At 58.5% G+C, this 18,292-nt stretch carries 16 protein-coding genes; 6 read left to right on the top strand and 10 right to left on the bottom strand.

Features of this window, described 5'->3' with window-relative positions; all coding sequences use genetic code 11:
* Window positions 1-3 precede the first annotated feature (3 nt).
* From bcsB to DDA898_RS00930, 5 genes are all read right to left on the bottom strand, one after another.
* Window positions 4-2,517: a cellulose biosynthesis cyclic di-GMP-binding regulatory protein BcsB gene (gene bcsB, locus DDA898_RS00950; protein WP_038909909.1), complete on the bottom strand. Its 2,514-nt coding sequence runs from the start codon at window positions 2,515-2,517 to the stop codon at window positions 4-6.
* The gene (bcsA, locus tag DDA898_RS00945) at window positions 2,514-4,604 is read right to left on the bottom strand and encodes a UDP-forming cellulose synthase catalytic subunit (protein ID WP_013315816.1); all 2,091 of its coding nucleotides are present in this window, start codon (window positions 4,602-4,604) and stop codon (window positions 2,514-2,516) included. Before bcsA ends, bcsB begins: the two co-directional genes overlap by 4 nt.
* A 108-nt stretch (window positions 4,605-4,712) precedes the next feature.
* Window positions 4,713-5,528: a cellulose biosynthesis protein BcsQ gene (gene bcsQ / locus DDA898_RS00940; protein ID WP_013315815.1), complete on the bottom strand. Its 816-nt coding sequence runs from the start codon at window positions 5,526-5,528 to the stop codon at window positions 4,713-4,715.
* Entirely contained in the window at window positions 5,519-6,127 is a 609-nt protein-coding gene (gene bcsO, locus DDA898_RS00935; protein ID WP_038909908.1) for a cellulose biosynthesis protein BcsO, read from the bottom strand. The genes bcsQ and bcsO overlap by 10 nt, the downstream gene beginning before the upstream one ends.
* 463 nt (window positions 6,128-6,590) lie before the next feature.
* The gene (locus DDA898_RS00930; protein ID WP_038909907.1) at window positions 6,591-7,499 is read right to left on the bottom strand and encodes an EamA family transporter; all 909 of its coding nucleotides are present in this window, start codon (window positions 7,497-7,499) and stop codon (window positions 6,591-6,593) included.
* A gap of 162 nt (window positions 7,500-7,661) precedes the next feature.
* Between DDA898_RS00930 and DDA898_RS00925 the strand changes: the two genes are divergently transcribed.
* From DDA898_RS00925 to DDA898_RS00900, 6 genes are all read left to right on the top strand, one after another.
* On the top strand, window positions 7,662-8,363 hold the full coding sequence (locus tag DDA898_RS00925) for a helix-turn-helix transcriptional regulator (RefSeq protein WP_013315811.1): 702 nt from the start codon (window positions 7,662-7,664) through the stop codon (window positions 8,361-8,363).
* Window positions 8,364-8,484: 121 nt separating this feature from the next.
* Window positions 8,485-8,856, top strand: coding sequence for a VOC family protein (locus tag DDA898_RS00920; protein WP_033111500.1), 372 nt, complete (start codon window positions 8,485-8,487; stop codon window positions 8,854-8,856).
* 119 nt (window positions 8,857-8,975) lie between these two features.
* A complete protein-coding gene (locus DDA898_RS00915; protein WP_038909906.1) occupies window positions 8,976-10,409 on the top strand; it encodes an aminotransferase-like domain-containing protein in 1,434 nt (477 codons plus the stop codon).
* A 97-nt stretch (window positions 10,410-10,506) separates the two neighbouring features.
* Window positions 10,507-10,779 carry a helix-turn-helix domain-containing protein gene (locus DDA898_RS00910; protein ID WP_022635379.1) on the top strand — a complete coding sequence of 91 codons (273 nt, stop codon included), beginning with the start codon at window positions 10,507-10,509 and terminating at the stop codon, window positions 10,777-10,779.
* 116 nt (window positions 10,780-10,895) lie between these two features.
* Window positions 10,896-11,123: a hypothetical protein gene (locus tag DDA898_RS00905; RefSeq protein WP_038909904.1), complete on the top strand. Its 228-nt coding sequence runs from the start codon at window positions 10,896-10,898 to the stop codon at window positions 11,121-11,123.
* Window positions 11,124-11,181: 58 nt separating this feature from the next.
* Window positions 11,182-11,715, top strand: a complete 534-nt coding sequence (locus tag DDA898_RS00900; protein ID WP_050570149.1) for a DUF3828 domain-containing protein — start codon at window positions 11,182-11,184, stop codon at window positions 11,713-11,715.
* Window positions 11,716-11,820: 105 nt separating this feature from the next.
* Here DDA898_RS00900 and dppF read toward each other — a convergent pair whose 3' ends face one another.
* The 5 genes from dppF to dppA form a co-directional block, all read right to left on the bottom strand.
* A complete protein-coding gene (gene dppF, locus DDA898_RS00895; RefSeq protein ID WP_371206762.1) occupies window positions 11,821-12,816 on the bottom strand; it encodes a dipeptide ABC transporter ATP-binding subunit DppF in 996 nt (331 codons plus the stop codon).
* Between the two features lie 8 nt (window positions 12,817-12,824).
* Window positions 12,825-13,805: a dipeptide ABC transporter ATP-binding protein gene (gene dppD, locus DDA898_RS00890; RefSeq protein ID WP_038909902.1), complete on the bottom strand. Its 981-nt coding sequence runs from the start codon at window positions 13,803-13,805 to the stop codon at window positions 12,825-12,827.
* Between the two features lie 28 nt (window positions 13,806-13,833).
* Complete coding sequence (gene dppC / locus DDA898_RS00885; protein ID WP_013315803.1) at window positions 13,834-14,736, bottom strand: dipeptide ABC transporter permease DppC; 903 nt, start codon at window positions 14,734-14,736, stop codon at window positions 13,834-13,836.
* Window positions 14,737-14,748: 12 nt separating this feature from the next.
* On the bottom strand, window positions 14,749-15,768 hold the full coding sequence (gene dppB / locus DDA898_RS00880; RefSeq protein ID WP_013315802.1) for a dipeptide ABC transporter permease DppB: 1,020 nt from the start codon (window positions 15,766-15,768) through the stop codon (window positions 14,749-14,751).
* Between the two features lie 196 nt (window positions 15,769-15,964).
* Window positions 15,965-17,572 carry a dipeptide ABC transporter periplasmic-binding protein DppA gene (gene dppA, locus DDA898_RS00875; protein WP_013315801.1) on the bottom strand — a complete coding sequence of 536 codons (1,608 nt, stop codon included), beginning with the start codon at window positions 17,570-17,572 and terminating at the stop codon, window positions 15,965-15,967.
* Between the last annotated feature and the right edge of the window lie 720 nt (window positions 17,573-18,292).

Genomic DNA, 18,292 nt, shown 5'->3' with positions numbered 1-18,292 from the left:
CGCTTATTTTTTATCTGAACCCGCGTCACGTCGGGTCGACAGCCTTTTCTCCGCCAGCCGCCGGAGGATCGATGCCAGGCTCAGCCCCACGGCCGCCGCCAGCAGCAACGCCGCCAGCGCCAGCAACACCGAGTGCTGATTGGCGTACCAGACAATCATCATGTACCAGGGCATTTCGCCGCTGGGGAACTGCGGCCCGACCCGGAAGCTGCGCACGCCGTTTTCATCGGTGATGATGGCGGTATCGCCCCGCACCGCGGCGTTGATGTTCGGCGAGTTCAGATCGTCATACAACCGCAGTAACTGTTCGTCGCCGCTGCCGGTGGCGACCACCACCACACGCTCGGGGTTCCACGGCGACCGGTAGCTGAGAAAACCGCGCCAGGCTTCGTTGGACGAGAAATAGCGGTCCGCATCCAGCGGCGTGCGGTCCCAGTCACCGGTCAACAGGGTTCGCGCGCGCTCCCACGCGCCCGGTTCTTTAACGCCGAAGGTGCGGTCGTTAACCGTGTAGGGCGAACCAGACAACAGGTGCTGATTGAACGCGGCCTGCGGCAGCGTGGTGACCGCCAACACGTCGCTGTTTTCGAGCTTCTGGCGATCCGCCGCGTTGGTCGGCAGGCCGAACATCACACGGTTGTGATTGAGGCTCACGCCGGTGGCGTCGCTGGCGCGGCCGGCCAGATCCAGCAACAGGCCGATTTCGGCGTTGGTGGGTTTTTCCGGCAGCAGCATCACCGTCTGGGCGTAATCCGCCTGACGGGTGAACGGGAACGCCACGCCGACAAAATAGGAGAGATTCGGCAACAACGTGAAATGGCGCGTCCGGCTCAGATCGATCGACGCGCTGTCGGCAATCTGGCTCTTGATGTTGTTGTTGAGCAGCACGCTGCACGGCGCATCATCTTTAGCGCGAATATTGAAATAGAGCTGGAACTGGTTGTAGCCGTAAATCAGATACGGATCGACCTTCAGCGTATAGTTTTCCTGACGGGTATCGCCGCCCATTTCACGCCACAGTTGCTGCAACACGCCGACTTTGTTCACCGTCAGGTTGCGCAGGAAAGTGCCGTTGAGCATCACGTTCAGGTAAGAACGGCTTTCGTCAATCCAGCTTTCCGACGGGAAACGGTAGTCGACTTTCACCGGAATGGTGTCGCCGTCCCACAGGAACAAATCCGGCGCGGCGCGGAAATTGATGCGCAACGCCTCATGCCAGAGTCCGCTGACCGTCATGCTTTGATCGTTGCGCAACAGTTCGCTCAGCCGTACCGGCCGGTCGGTGCTGATCCAGCGCGGCGCGTCATAGGCGCGGCGGAACGGTATGGTCTGCGGCGCCACCGACAGGGTCGAGGCATCGCCCGTCAATGGTTGGCTGACCAGACGGTACGCCGCCTGCCGCAACTGCTCGTCGTCCTTGCCCACCACCAGCATCAGCTTATAAACCGGGTTCACCGGGTTATCGATCAATTGCAGCGTAGGACCGGCGACCTCCGGCAGCGTCAGCGTGCCCACTTTGTCTCCCGGGCGGCCAAACACCATGCCGCTCTTTTCCGGCAACGCATCGCGTATCACCGGGAACGTCACGCCGTAGCCGTCCATGCGCATCCCCAGCCAGGAAGCCACCAGCGATGCCGCGCCGACCTGCTCGGGGGTGACGTCGGCCGGGAATACCATCGGTACGGTGGCGGGCGTCATCTGCAGCGGGTCGATAAACGGACGCGGGAAATTCTCCAGTCGGGTGCCGATATCAAGTTGCTGACCTTCCAGATTCAGGGTGGTGGTCGGCAGAATGGTCAGGTTGTAACGGGTCGCGCTGTCGCGTTCGCACAGCAGGCGATCGGCGTCATTGATACGAAAGCTCAGGTTGTTGCTGGACACCACCATCGCGGCGGGAATATCCAGTTGAAAAAGGGTGCTGTCGCCGGTGGCGGCGTTCAGCGGCACGGTGCCCAGCGGCTGGCCGTTCAGCATCAGTTGCATCGACGTATTGAGCGCCGCCAGTTCGGGCGACACCCGTAGCGCCAGATCCAGACGCGCGTTGGTCACTACCTGATCGCCTGGCAGGGTAAAAATCACCCCAGCCTGCGCCTGGCCGCCCGCCAGCGTAATCCCATGCGTTTGCCCCATCTGCGCCACGGAGACGCTGCTGGACAGCGGCTGGTAGCCCGCCGCCGTCTGATCGCCGACGGGCGCCGGCAACAGCATGGAAGGCGTCGTCAGCGACGGTGGCGGCGGAGCATCCGCAGACGGCATCTCGGGGGAAATCAGCGGCGACGTTATCGGCGGCATCGTCGGTAACGCCGTCGCAGGAGCTGGAGCCAAAGCCGGAGCGGAATCGGTGACGGGCGCAGGCTCGGTCGCCGCAGGCTGCGGATTGCCGCCGCCGGGGCTAAGCATGGCGGGCAGCGGCTCATCCGCCGCATCGCCGGCGGCCAGCGCCCCGTTGCCGCCCAGTGTCAGCACGCTGCCCACGCACAGGGACAACAGCGCTTTCATAAAACGTGGCGTCATCATGCGGCGACGTCCTCTTTCTTCAGGTCCGCTTTCCTGCCGCGGCCTCGCAAACTCATCCAGAAGAACGCGCAAACGGTGCGCACCACCGCCCACAGCGAACGCAAGGGGCGGTCCTGCGGCCACGGCGGATTCATCCAGGCATCCGCGCGCGACAGCACCACCCGCACCAGCGCCCGACGCTGGGCCAGCGGAATATCGACGAATTGCAGGCGAATAATGTCGTCATCCGCCGCCACCAACTGCACCGGCAGGCAGATTTCGCTGGATTGCAGCAACAGCTCAACGGCTTCAATCTCATCGCTTTTATGACGCTGATCCGGCGCTTTGAGCTGCACCCCACCCATCGACAGGTTGATGGTGGTGGCGCGGGACGCGATGCCGCTGGCGTAATGGATGATGGCAGGCACATCCACATCGACGCGGATGGTTTTGCGCACTTGTTTGGTTTCCCGCGCCACGGCAATCGCCGCCAGCAGGGTCAGCAAACTGAGCAATGCCCACACCACGTTCAGCACTATCACATAGGGGTCAACGTTGAAATAATCATGCGCCACGATGCGGGTAATGCCGGCCAGAACGCCCGCTCCCAGCAAAATTGCGGCAACGATGTGCGGCCGCACGATGCGGAAATCAAAAAAGCCTTCGTCCAGCAGGCCGCCTTTATCGGTCACGTTGAACTTGCCGCGCGTCGGCGAAAACAGGGTGACCAGCGTCGGGATCACCAGATGGAACGCCATCACCGTTTCGTAAATCTCGCCCCAGAAGCTGTAGCGGAAACGCCCGTTCATGCGCGAGTTGAGGTACATCGACACCACCAGATGCGGCAGCGCATAGGCAAAGATCATCGCCGCCGAGGCATGAATGATATTGAGGTTGAACAGCAGGTAGGCCAGCGGCGCGGTCAGGAACACCACGCGCGGCAGGCCGAACTGGAAATGCAGCATGGCGTTGAGGTAGCACAACCGCTGCTGCCAGGTCAGCCCGCGCCCCAGCAGCGGGTTATCAACCCGGAAAATCTGCGTCATGCCGCGCGCCCAGCGGGTACGCTGAATCACATGCAGCACCAGCCGTTCGGTCGCCAGGCCCGCCGCCAGCGGAATCGACAGGAAGGCGGATTTCCAGCCTTTGCGCTGCATCTTGATGGCGGTGTGCGCGTCTTCCGTCACCGTTTCTACCGCAAAACCGCCGATCTCATCCAGCGCCGCACGGCGAATCACCGCGCAGGAGCCGCAGAAAAAGGCGGCGTTCCACAGGTCATTGCCCTGTTGCACCGGCCCGTAAAACAGCGCGCCTTCGTTCGGCATGTCGCGCGCCGCGCGCAGGTTGCGCTCAAACGGGTCCGGCGAGTAGAAGTAGTGCGGGGTCTGCAGCAACGCCAGCTTCGGATCCGACAGGAACGGGCCAACCGTAGCCTGCAGGAAGATGCGCTTGGCGACGTGGTCGCAGTCAAACACGCAGATCAGATCGCCCTGCGTCAGCTTGAGCGCGTGGTTGAGGTTACCGGCCTTGGCGTGCGCGTTGTTATCGCGGGTGATATAGCCGACGCCGGCCTGTGAGGCAAACACGGCAAACTCGCTGCGCCTGCCGTCATCCAGCAGGTAGATTTTCATTTTGTCGCGCGGGTAGTCGATGCACTGCGCGGCCAGCACCGTATCGCGCACCACATCCAGGCTTTCGTTATAGGTGGGGATATACACATCCACCGTCGGCCATAGCCCGGTGTCTTCCGGCATCGGCTCAATAACACGCTCCAGCGGCCAGGCGGTCTGGAGAAAGCCCAATATCAAAATCACCCAGACATATAACTCGGCGATAAACAACCCAATGCCAAGAATAGCTTCAATTTCAGAATTGAAATGCAGGGTTTCCGTTGCTCGCCAGTATATATAACGCGTCGAGGTCAATACCGACAAAACAATCAGTATGATCGTTACTTGTCGACGCTTGCTCAGCCCCAGCAAAAACATCAGCGCCAGGCTGATCAGACCGAATATATATTGTTTTTCACTGTCCATCGGGGTGATGACAATCACCGCCGCAACCGGTAGCAATAACAACAACAACGTTAAAAACAGGATTTTTTTCATCGATTATCCTGATATTTAATGGATAGAAAATGTCCGCGCGAGCATGCCTTGCGCTGAAAAAACCAGCCAGAAAATGTCAATTTCGTACGGGTTGAGACTGACCGGCGCTTAGCTGGCCGGAACAGCCTGATAAGCTGGAAACTCGGCGTGAACTTCTCCGTTGCCAATTCTGATATCCAGCAGCGCCGCGACGCGTTTTCCGATCAGTTCAATATCAAACGCAGCGGCGGAAACCGGGCTGAAATCAAAAATGGAGCGTTGGGAGGCGTTGGCTTCAGCGACACTCTCGTCACGGTGTACGCTGCCAATCAGTTTGTCCGGCATACGCTGCTGAACAAACGACGAAACCTGGCTGCTGATTGCACGGCGGTTATCCGTCTGATTCAGCAACAGGTAAGAACCTTTGCGGCGATTGAGTGCCTGACCGGTCAGCTTGTTGCCTTCAATGTGCGGCATCAGAGATAGGGAAGCGGTATCCGCCATCATCACCACCAGATGCAAATCGGCCAGGTCGGTCATGGCTTTCAGCGCCGGACTCGGTCCGGGCGGAAAATCCGCCACGATCACCAATCCCGGGTAGTTCATCACCGTGCTAAGGCCACGCTTAAGAAACAGCGGATCGCTGGCCAGATTATGCTCAAACGCCAATCGTTGATCTTCGGTGACGTTGCCGTAGGGCAGCACGAAAATGTTATCGTCGGTAGTCAGGATGGACTGGCTCCAGTCGGCCGTTTCGCCGGATTTGGCGACATAACCGCGCTCATCGCCGAGCGGTACGCCAAAATGCAGGCGCAGGGCGTTCTGCATATCAAAATCAATCGCCAGCACCTTGCTGCCGCCACGAGCCAGCGCATATGCCAGATTAGCCGCCATGGTGGTTTTGCCGACGCCACCTTTCGGAGAACAAACACAAACTAACGGCATAATGCAATTTTCTCCAGCAAGGGTTTCAACAACATGGTTTTGGATACCGAATGGATTTCATCATGGCGATGGCGACTGAATAACAGGTGGAACCGGCCGGCTTCTGATGACGCAGCGCTCGCCTCGCTCACCGCCGGGGCAGACGCCAGCGGATGCGGGCGCACCGTTGCAGGCGGCACCGTCTCTATCGTCAGGGCTGCCGGTTGCGGCTGAGATACCGGCGTCGGCGGCGCTATCGGTTGCGGTGCGGGCGCCGACACCGACTCAGCAGGCGGCAGCGATGCGGCAATCGCGTTAAACAGGGAATGCTGATTGCTCCCGGAAGGGTCAGCGTTCACGTTCAGGCTAGATGATGGTGTTACGCGGCGGGGCGACGCGGGCGCGGACAAGACGTGCTGGCTCACCGGCACAGGCTGTGCGATGCTCACCGGTTGCGCGCCAGATAGCGTGTCGTCACCAGTCTGATTGCGCAACAGCTGTTTCATAATGGGCCAGACTACGGTTTCAGATTGCAATACCTGGCCGGACATGTCCATGAAATTAATATCTTTTATCTGGGCTTTGTCCTTAAAGCGCTGCATATCATCATAACTTTTCATCTAACTGACATTTCCCTGGGAAAGGGTGACGGCGAATATAGCGCTGGGAAACAGCGCAAAAAACAATCTTTTAGGATTAGTCTTATACCGATATTTGTGATGAAGGTAAATTACCTCGGAAAAATAAACGAATAGTCCGTAAGTAAAATTCCCTCTCGCTAACTGCTTGAAAAAACATAATCCACCCGACTGAAATTTCACTCCGTAGATAGTTAACCTGCGGGTAATCACAGAGGAAATTAATGGATTGACATCGGATGATAAATAGACCAACGAGAAGATAGCGTAGTGCTCACCTGAAATCCATGATTAAATATTCACCAATTTGTTAAAATAAATTAAATAATCACGGTAAACCTATTCTTCCATGTTATCCGCCTCTGCTTTTGCCAGGTCTCTGCGCCGGCCAACATTTATGCCTCATAACGAGATAAGGCCGGTTCCCCGGCCTTTACCACCAGAATCAGGGCTGACGCGCCGACCGCAACGGCCATAACCGTGCGCCAAACACATTGACCAGCAACCCCAGCATGACTAACAGCGCTCCCAGCAACTGCCCGGTCGACAGATGTTCGCCCAGCAACAGCGCCGCGCTCAGGATACCGACCACCGGCACCAACAGCGACAACGGCGCCACCCGCCAGGTTTCATAACGCGCCAGCAGGTTGCCCCAGATGGCGTAACCGATCAGGGTGGAAATAAACGACAGATACATTAATGCCAGTACGGTAGGTAAACGAATGGACGTCAGGCTGGCGACTATCGTGTCTGCGCCTTCAAACAACCAGGAACACAGCAGGAACGGACCAACCGGGATCAAGGCGCTCCAGACCACCAGCGACATGGCGTTCACCGGGTGGTGACGCATGATCTGCTTGTTGCAGATATTACCGCAGGCCCAGGATGCCGCCGCCGCCAGCGTCAGCAACAGCGTGGTCAGCGTCATGCCCGGCAGCGACGCGTTCGCCGCATTGCTCTCGGCCAGCACCACCATGCCCAGCGCCGCCACCAGAATCCCCAGCCATTGATTCCACTGTAGCCGTTCGCCCAGCCACCATGCGCCCAGCATCAGGGTAAAAAACGCCTGCGACTGGATCACCAGCGACGCCATGCCCACCGGCATTCCCATTTTGATGGCGCAGAACAGAAAGGCAAATTGCCCGAAACTGATGGTCATGCCATAGGCCGCCAGCCAGCGCAGCGGCAACGCCGGGCGCGGCACCAGCAAGACGGCAGGCAGCGCCACCAGCAAAAAACGCAGCCCGGCCAGCAGAAAGGGCGGCATATCATGCAGGCCGATTTTCATCACCACAAAATTAACGCCCCACACCACCACCACGCATAACGCCAGCAACTGGTCTTTTATTGTCATTTTTTCCTGCTTTTAAGAATCACACCTGCTGATTACGCTACTGGCAAATCGGTACGGCCGACAGACACAGTTGCGCGCAATGACGGGTAATACAGAGCGTCGGTGTAAAATCACGATATCCGATTACCATCGCCACATCCGGTTTAAGAGGGAAACTCACGCATGTCTCGCGCCCAACGCCTGCTCGCCCTGATTCAACTGCTGAGAAGCCATCGCTTCGCCGTGCCCGGCCCGCAGCTGGCGGACAAACTGGGCATCAGCCTGCGCACGCTGTACCGCGATATCGCCACGCTGCAATCCCAGGGCGCGCCGATTATCGGCGAAGCCGGCCTTGGCTACGTGCTGCAACCGGGTTTCACCCTGCCGCCGCTGATGTTCACCGACGAGGAGATTGAAGCGTTGGTGCTGGGGTCGCGCTGGGTAGCCAGACAGGCAGACCCCCGTCTGCAGGAAGGCGCCAGAAACGCACTGATGAAAATCGCCGCCGTACTGCCTGAGGCGCTGCGCGACACGCTGGACGGCACCACGCTGCTGGTGGCGCCGACGAACCAGACGGCGCGCGATAGCGTTGACCTGCAACCGCTGCGTCAGGCGATCCGCGACGGACGCAAAGTCACGCTGCATTATCAGGACGGGCAAGGCAACACCTCAACCCGCTTGATCTGGCCATTTGTGCTGGGCTATTTCGAACAGGTCCGGGTTCTTGGCGCCTGGTGCGAAACACGTCAGGCGTTCCGCCACTTCCGTACCGACCGCATCCTCGCCTTTACGGTCGAAGCCGACACTTACCCGGTATCAAGGCGCCGTCTGTTCAAACAATGGCGGGAGCAGCAAGGCATCCAATTGCCCAAAGAAGGCTACTGACAAAAACTGTCAGCGGGGCGAGATAAGGTACGAATACGGCACACCGCCGGACTTTCGAACCCCGGCGTTGCCCTGCAATCATGCAGGGCAACGCCGGTTTACCCCTTTATCGGAGTGCATCATGACAGACGCCCATTACGTGCTTTTCTACGTTGATAACCCGGCCCGCAGCGCCCGTTTTTACAGCCAGTTGCTGGAGCTGGCCCCGGTAGAACAATCTCCCACCTTTGCGATGTTTGCGCTGAAAGCCGACCTGGTGCTGGGGTTGTGGTCAAAACACACCGTGGAACCCGCCGTTGCGCAGCCGGGCTTTTCCGGCGAACTGGCTTTCCGCCTGCCGGATCAGGCGGCGGTCGATGCCTGCTACGCCCGATGGACCGCACAGGACGTGACCGTCATCCAGATACCGACCACCGTGGACTTTGGCTATACCTTTACGGTGCAGGATCCGGACGGCCATCGTCTGCGCGTGTTTGCCTATCCCAACGCCTGATGATAGCCGGCCAGCCCGTTGGCCTGCGGGCTGGCTGGTTTAGCGATACGGCAGGATTGTCTGTCGCCCACGCTTCAACGTAACCTGTCGGCATCACTGCTGAATTCAGGGACTTCCCGATGCCAGACACGCCCCGCTACCGCCAGATTGCCGATCACTTTATTCGGGCTATCCAGAGCGGCACGCTGCCCGCTCATCACCGTCTTCCATCGGTGCGGGCGCTGGCGCAGCAACACGGCACCAGCGCCACCACGGCGATGAAAGTGCTGCGGACGCTGGAAGATGAGCATTTCGCCCTTGTCCGGCCCAAATCCGGCTTTTTTGTCGCCGACACGCGCCGCGGCAACGCTATGGCTCCTGTCCCGCAGCCGGTCGCGCTGCCGGTGCTTGATGAACAAACCGAACTACACCTGTCGCTGGTCGGTACCGAATGCCGGGTGCGGCTCGATCTGGCCAACGGCGATAACGCGCTCTATCCGCTGAAAAAGATGGGGCGGTTGATCCGTCAGGCCAGCTACACCAACCCGATGATGCTGGGCAACGACGTCAAGGGCAGCGGTTATCTGCCGCTGAAGGAAGAAATTGCGCGCCGGGCGCTGAATTACGGCTGCCACCTGCATCCCGACGATATTCTGATCACCAACGGCTGTATCGAAGCGCTGTCGCTGTCGTTGCGGGCGGTAACCCGCAGCGGCGACGCGGTGGCGGTGCAATCGCCCTGTTATTTCGTGCTGTTGCAGATGTTGCGCAATCTGGGACTGCGGGTGGTGGAAGTCGGCCAGGACGCCAGCGGGCATGTGGACGCGGAGCAACTGGCGTCGCTGTTCAGCCAGCGTCAGGTGAGCGCGTTCATCTCACTGACCAACATCAACAATCCGCTTGGCACCAGCCTGCCGGACACCTACAAGCGCCGTATCGCCGAGGCGGCGGATCGGTATGGCATCGCGCTGATTGAAGACGATACCTTTGCCGATACCGCTTACGGCGAACAGCGGCCGTTTCCGTTACGCGCGTTCAGCCCCAATGTGCTGCTCTGCAACGGCTTTTCCAAGACGGTCGGCCCCGGCATCCGCATCGGCTGGGTCAGCGGCGCCCACTGGCAGCGCAAACTCGCCGCCCTCAAGTTCACCTCCACCATGGGCACGTCGCTGACGCCGCAGGTAGCGCTGGCCGAGCTATTGCGCAACGGCGGTTACGACGCCCATCTGCGCAAGCTGCGCCGCGAGCTGGCGCGCCAGGTTGCCCGGCTGCGTCAGGCGGTGCTGCATTACTTCCCGGCGGGCACTCAGGTTTCGCAACCGGAAGGCGGCTACGCCATCTGGGTTACGCTGCCGCCGGGCTGTTGCTCGTCGCGCGAGCTGTTTTCCCGCGCCCGTCAGGAAGGCATCGGCATCGCGCCGGGGCATATTTTTGCCACCGATCGGCGCTACGACCACTGCCTGCGGCTAAACGCCGGTTTCGGCTGGAACGAAGAGGTGCACGACGCTATTCGGCTGCTGGCGCGCTGGGTCCGGGAGAACAGAACCGAGCGGCCATCGGGATTGATGACGTAGCCGACAACATTAGTTGCTACCATATTAGCAACTAATGTCATTTTTAGGCCATATTTGCTAATATAGTAGCAAATATGGTGTATTCAGGAGCCTTGATATGCTATCGCTACACACGGCTTACGATATTCAACAAAACCTCAAACAGCACCTGAAAGCGATGCGCAAACATCGCAAACTCTCTGTCGATGCGCTGGCCCGACAGTCCGGTGTTCCCAACAGCACTATCCGCAAATTTGAAGCTACAGGTAACATCTCACTCAGACAGTTTCTGATGTTGTACGAAGTTCTGGGCAACCTGAACGATCTCAACACGCTCACCAATCAAGCGCATACGCCGACCAGCATCGAAGAGGTTCTCAAAAATGCTTAGTGTGCCTCTGGATGTCATACGCCGCTTAAGTGATGGCCGGGACGAACGGGTTGGACAACTGGCGACTTTCCCCGTTTTATGATGTGGTCTACAGTCCATCGCCACAGGGTGAGCATATGACGGCGTTTAATGGTCACGGTTCCCGAATTACCTTAAGCACAATGGAGCAACTGGCGGGGCAGGCTGGGTTATCAAAGGCCAAAGCCGTACTCGACATGGCGGATGAGCTCTACGACGTCGCCAAAGGATTTCATCGGGAAGCCAGCCATTTCAACCTACCAGCTCCATTGATCACCACCATTCAGCGGGAGATCGATAGCAAGTGGCGGCAATTGAGAGAATAAAGCGCCCTATCCCGTCGAACGTCTAACACAATTACTGAACTGTTATAAGGATATAAAAATGAACAAGTTACTCCCTCTGGTACTGCTGTTATCCGCCGCATCCTATGCAGCCGACGCCCCGGCGCCAAAGCATGCCGATACGGATACACTCAAAGCCGAGCTGACGGCTCCCAGCGCCGCGCCTGCCGCTGAAGAGGAAGAAGAGGAATACGTGGATACCGATGGCGCGGCAAAACAGGCGGTTGCGTTTTATCAGTGGTATCTCAGGCAAATTATTCAGAACAAGTACCCCATTCAGGATAATGACCCGACACTGGAAAAATATGTCGCCCGCAACACCGTCAAGACGCTGCGCACCTCAAAGGTTTCCATGGATGTGGATTTCTTTCTCCGGGTACAGGATTTTGACGATGAAGACTGGCGGCAGAATATCAGTATCGAAAGTACCGATGCCGACCCTGTCTGCGCCAACCTGTATATGGTGTTGGGCAAAAAGAGCCCGAAACGCCTCGTCAGTTGCTATGTGCAGGAAAACGGCGTCTGGAAACTGCGCTCGGTGACGGACCTGGACGAGATGTTTACCAAAAAATAATTTATGCCGGGTAAGGCCGCTCGGCCGATCCTGCGTATAAAAAAACGGCCCCGGTTTTAATCGGGGCCGTTTTTGTTTCACTACCGATGTTACTTACCACAGACGTCAGCTTACCTGACTGTCCTCCTGCTCCACCGCGAAGCAGGCGACCAGTTGCTCGCCGTGCGGTTTCAGCTGCGGCTGCAGCTGGGTACAGGTGCCGAAGCGGTGCTGGCAGCGGGCGTTGAAAGCGCAGCCCGGCGGCGGACTGAGCGGACTTGGCAGCTCGCCGGTCAGCTTGATGCGTTCACGGCGAGCGTCCGGGTTCAGACGCGGCGTAGCGGACAACAGCGCCTGGGTGTACGGGTGGCGCGGGTTGCTGAAAATCGCGTCTTTGCTGCCTTTCTCCACGCAGCGGCCCAGATACATCACCATCACTTCATCGGCGATGTGCTCCACCACCGACAGGTCGTGCGAGATGAACACGTAAGACAGCCCCAGATCCTGCTGCAAATCCATCATCAGGTTCAGCACCTGCGCGCGCACCGATACGTCCAGCGCGGACACCGGTTCGTCGGCGATCACCACGTCCGGGTCGAGCATCAGCCCGCGGGCGATGGCGATACGCTGGCGCTGGCCGCCGGAAAACATGTGCGGATAGCGGTCGTAGTGCTCGGTTTTCAGGCCCACTTTCGCCATCATCGCCAGCGCTTTCTCGCGGCGTTCCGCCTTGCTGAGATCGGTGTTGATCACCAGCGGCTCTTCCAGGATCTGGCCGACCTTTTTGCGCGGATTAAGCGACGCATACGGGTTCTGGAACACGATCTGAATTTTCTGCCGGCGCAGCTTCTGCGCCGCCGGGTCCGGCTTGAGCAGGTCCTGCCCCTGATAATACAGCTCACCGTGCGACGGGGTTTCAATCATGGTCAGCAAGCGGCCCAGCGTAGACTTGCCGCAGCCGGACTCACCCACCACCGCCAGCGTTTTGCCGCGCTCCAGCGTGAAAGACACGCCGTCCAGCGCCTTTACCAGCCGCTCCGGCGCGAACAACCCCTTTTTCACCGGGTAGTGTTTTTTCAAATCAATCGCCTGCAGCAGGTACGGCTGCCCGGCGGCATTCATGGTCTGGCTCATACGGTTGGCCTCCCCGCATCATCCAGCGGTGTATGACATTTCACCTGACGACCGGGGATGTCCCGCATCTCAGGCTCTTCCTGACGGCAGCGATCGCTGGCGTACGGGCAGCGCGGATTGAGCAGGCAGCCGTTCGGCCGGTCGTATTTGCCCGGCACCACACCCGGCAGCGACGCCAGGCGGGACTTGTCCACCGCGAATTCCGGCAGCGCGCGCAGCAGCGCCTGGGTATAGGGGTGACGCGGAGCGCGGAAAATATCCGACGCCTTACCGGACTCCACCACCTGCCCGGCGTACATCACGATGATGTGGTGCGCCGCTTCCGCCACCAGCGCCAGATCGTGGGTAATCAGGATCAGCGCCATGTTCTCTTTCTGCTGCAACTCCAGCAGCAGTTCGATAATCTGCGCCTGAATGGTCACGTCCAGCGCCGTCGTCGGTTCATCGGCTATCAGCAGCTTCGGCCGACAGGCGATCGCCATCGCGATCATCACACGCTGGCTCATCCCGCCCGACAGTTGGTGCGGATACACGTCCAGCCGGGATTCCGGGTCGGGAATGCCCACCTGATTCAGCAGGTCGATCGCCCGCTGACGGCGGGTTTTGCGGTTGCCGCCCTGATGTACCTTGATGGCTTCCATAATCTGGAAACCCACGGTGTAGCAGGGGTTGAGGCTGGTCATCGGGTCCTGGAAGATCATCGCCACTTCCGCCCCCACCAGCTGACGCCGCTCCTTGCCGGACAGCGTCTGCAGGTCGCGCTGGTTGAACTCCAGCCGGTCGGCCATCACCTTGCCGGGGAAATCAATCAACCCCATGATCGCCAGCGAACTGACGGACTTGCCGGAGCCGGACTCGCCGACGATGCCGACCACCTGCCCTTGCTCCACCTGATAGCTGATACGGTCTACCGCGCGAAACGGCAGCCCCTCGTCGCCAAAGTGAACGGACAGTTTCTCTACGTTGAGTAACGCCATCTCTCTACCTCTATAACTGCTTGCTCTGTTACTGCTTGAGTTTGGGGTCGAGAGCATCACGCAGGCCGTCCCCCATCAGGTTAAATGCCAATACCGTCAGCAGAATCGCCAGACCGGGGAACGTCACCACCCACCAGGCGCTCTGCGCAAACTGCAGCACGTCGGAGAGCATGGTGCCCCATTCCGGTGTGGGCGGCTGTGCGCCCATGCCGAGGAACCCAAGCGCGGCCATGTCGAGAATGGCGTTGGAAAAGCCCATCGATGCCTGCACGATCAACGGCGCCAGGCAGTTAGGGAGAATGTTGACGAACATCTGGCGCAGCGGACCGGCGCCCGCCACGCGCGAGGCGGTGACGTAGTCGCGGTTGACTTCCACCAGCACCGCGGCGCGGGTCAGGCGCACGTAGTGCGGCAGCGACACGAAGGTCAGCGCCAGTGACGCATTGACGATAGACGGCCCGAAAATCGCCACCAGCACCAACGCCAGCAGCAGGCTCGGCAGCGCCAGCATGATATCCACCAGACGCATGATGGCGGCATCGACCGCGCCGCCGAAGTAACCGGCGACCAGACCGAAGACGACGCCGAGGATCAGCGACATCACCACCACCAGACAGCCCACCAGCAGCGACAGGCGCGCGCCGTACATCAGGCGCGACAGAACGTCGCGGCCCACGTCGTCGGTGCCGAAGATGTACTGCCAGCTGCCGCCTTCCTGCCATACCGGCGGTTTAAGCAGCGCGTCGCGGAACTGCTCGGCCGGCGAATGCGGCGCCAGCACGCTGGCGCCAATCGCCACCACCAGCATCAGAATGATGTAGACCAGGCCGACCACGGCCCCTTTATTACGTTTGAAATAGTGCCAGAACTCCTGCAGCGGGGTCATCGGCTTCGGCGCAGTCGTCGCTGCGGATTCGGTAACGTGAGTCATCTCCGCTTCCCCTTATTTCTTGTGCCGGATACGCGGGTTCACCACGCCGTAGAGTACATCCACCAGCAGGTTCACCAGAATAATCATGGTGGCGACCAGCAGTACCCCGCTCTGCACCACCGGATAGTCACGGCGCTGCAGCGCATCGATCAACCAACGGCCCAGCCCCGGCCAGGAGAAGATGGTTTCGGTGAGGATCGCCCCGGCCAGCATAGTGCCCACCTGCAAGCCAATCACCGTCACCACCGGCAGCATGGCGTTACGCAACGCATGCACCACAATCACCCGCAGGCGGCCCAGCCCCTTGGCGCGGGCGGTGCGGATATAATCCTCGCCCAGTACTTCCAGCATCGCCGAGCGCGTCATACGCACGATCACCGCCAGCGGAATGGTGCCGAGCACCACAGCCGGCAGCAACATGTGCATCACGGCGTCTTTGAAGTCGCCCTCCGCGCCCCAGATCAAGGTATCGATCAGCATAAAGCCGGTCAGCGGTAGGGAGTCGTCCAGAAACACCGTGTCGCCCACCCGGCCGGATACCGGCGTCAGGTTAAGCTGCACCGACACCAGCATGATCAGCATCATGCCCCACCAGAAAATCGGCATGGAGTAGCCGGTCAGCGCAATACTGACCGCGGTGTGATCAAACACGGAACCACGCTTGACCGCCGCCAGCACCCCGACCGGAATACCGACGATCACCGCGAAAATCATCGCGCAGACGCCCAGTTCCAGCGTGGCTTTAAAACGCGGCACGAATTCGTCCCAGACCGGTATGCGGCTCTTCAGGGACATGCCCAGATCGCCGTGCAACACACCGTTGATGTAGTGGAGGTATTGCTCCCAGAGAGGCTTGTCCAGCCCCAGTTCCGCCATCAGCTGCGCGTGGCGCTCCGGAGAAATACCGCGCTCTCCTGCCATGATCATCACCGGGTCGCCGGGGATCAGGTGCACGAAAGCGAAAGTCAGTAGGGTAATACCGATAAACGTTGGGATAACCAGCCCCAAACGACGGAGTATGAACTGCAACATATCCCGAACTCTCTGTGCTTTCTCTTATAGAGATATAAAGGGCCCGATGGCGCTCACCATCGAGCCTGACATTGCTCACTGCGTTAAAACGGACGTTGAAGCGCCCCCTGCCGTTCCCCTACAGAGAAACACTCTCCTTTAGAAACAACAGGGGCGACAGCGCTGCCATCGCCCATAAATGTGACGTGATAGGTAATTAATCTACTGATACGTGGTTGAAGCTGTGCACGCCGCGCGGCTCGATGACGTAGCCTTTCACGTTTTTACGGATCGGTTCATACACGGTGGAGTGCGCCACAATCAGCGCCGGAGCCTGATCGTGCATCACAACCTGAGCCTGCTTGTACAGTTCGATACGTTTAGCCTGATCGGACACCGCACGAGCCGGCTGGATCAGGTCTTCAAACGGCTTGTAGCACCACTTGGAGTAGTTGGAGCCTTTTTTCGCCGCGTCGCAGCTGAACAGGGTAGCCAGGAAGTTATCCGGATCCCCGTTGTCGCCGGTCCAGCCCATCAGCACGGTCTGGTGTTCGCCGGCTTTGGCGCGTTTGAGGTACTCGCCCCACTCGTAGGTGACGATCTTGGCTTTCACGCCCACTTTCGCCCAGTCAGCCTGAATCATCTCCGCCATACGGCGGGCATTCGGGTTGTACGGACGCTGTACCGGCATCGCCCACAGGTCGATTTCGAAACCGTTTTCCAGACCGGCTTCTTTCAGCAGCGCCTTGGCTTTGGCCGGGTCGTAAGCGTAGTCTTTAACGTCGTCGTTATAGCCCCACATGGTCGGCGGAATCAGGTTTTTCGCGGCCTGACCGGCGCCCTGATACACCGCTTCGATGATCGCCTGCTTGTTCACCGCGTAAGTCAGCGCCTGACGCACTTTCACGTTATCCAGCGGTTTCTTCTCGACGTTGAACGACAGGTAGCCCACGTTCAGGCCCGGCTTCTGCAGCAGTTCAATGTTCTTGTCCTGCTTCATGCTGGCCAGATCGGCCGGGTTCGGGTACGGCATCACCTGACATTCGTCTTTTTGCAGCTTGGCGTAACGCACGGACGCATCCGGCGTAATGGAGAACACCAGACGGTCGATGCCCGGCTTGGTGCCCCAGAAGCTGTCAAAACGTTTGTAGAGGATGCGGGAATCTTTCTGGTACTGCTGCAACTGGAACGGACCGGTACCGATCGGATCCAGGTCGATTTTCTCCGGCGAACCGGCTTTCAGCATTTTGTCGCCATACTCGGCGGACATGATGGAAGCAAAGTCCATCGCCAGGTCGGCCAGGAACGGCGCTTCGGCGCGGGTCAGCTGGAAGCGGACGGTATAGTCATCCACTTTCTCGATTTTGCTGATCAGATCCGGCATCCCCATACCTTCAAAGTATTCGTAGCTGCCGCCGGAAACTTTGTGGAACGGGTGGTTGGCGTCCATCTGACGCTGGAAGGAGAACAGCACGTCGTCAGCGTTGAAGGTACGGCTCGGTTTGAACTCTTTATTGTCCTGCCACTTCACGTCTTTACGCAGATGGAACGTATACGTTTTGCCGTCGGCGCTGATATCCCATTTTTCGGCCAGACCCGGTTCAATTTCCGTGGTGCCGTTTTTGAACTCGACCAGACGGTTGTAAATAGGAATGGAGCTGGCGTCAAAGGTGGTGCCGGACGTGAACAGCTGCGGGTTAAAACCTTCCGGAGAACCTTCTGAGCAATACACCAGGGTTTTTGCCTGTACGCCGGCGGCAACGGACAGCGCCAGCAAACCAAGGCTGAATTTCAGCACCCTTGATTTCATCAGGGATTTAGCCATTACATGAACTCCATTGTGGATGTTGTGTGTCAGTCAGACCTGTTGTTGTCATCGCGATTGTTGTCTGACTGTTGTCATTACAACGTTGCTATCGCGATGGGGATTATCGCGACGATTTTTATCGCGGTGGTCTGTACTTTTCTCTGTCTCAGCCCGAGGAACGCGTCCGGAGACTGATGTAATAGTAAACAGGGAGAGACAACAGTGCGGGACAAGCAGGAAAACCCCCGCCAGCCCTGTCGGATCAACCATAATGATTCCAGGTACTCTGCCGCCCTCCTCCTTGTGACGCCCACAATGTGTCAACAGATCACAATCGCGTCAATATAACCTGTTAGGATTTACAAACAGAAACCACAGAATCATCAGGGTATAAAGTTAGCTTAAATAGCCATTTTATTGGTGATAAAGTCCGCAAAATAATAAGAAAACAACAGGTAGCACCACAAAAACAGCATCAGACAATAATTATCACCATGTAAGAACTCATAGGAAAATCCTCTCGAATGGTGAATTACTGCACAATAAAGCGTGTTAAAAAGGTTAAAATCAGGTGAAAATACTGACAAAACCCCGACATGGATGATGTATTCCTATCATCCACGATGTTCCTTCTGTAACTATTTGCGCACTATAAAAAAACTTTATACCACCGCGGCAAAAGCCCCGAACGTAAAGCGCGTCGGTCGGACGACCGTCACACTACGTCCGCTGGTTTCT

The sequence above is a fragment of the Dickeya dadantii NCPPB 898 genome (assembly GCF_000406145.1).
Lineage (GTDB): Bacteria > Pseudomonadota > Gammaproteobacteria > Enterobacterales > Enterobacteriaceae > Dickeya > Dickeya dadantii.
Note: the sequence above shows the minus strand (reverse complement) of the source record. Positions and strands in the feature narration are given on the sequence as shown.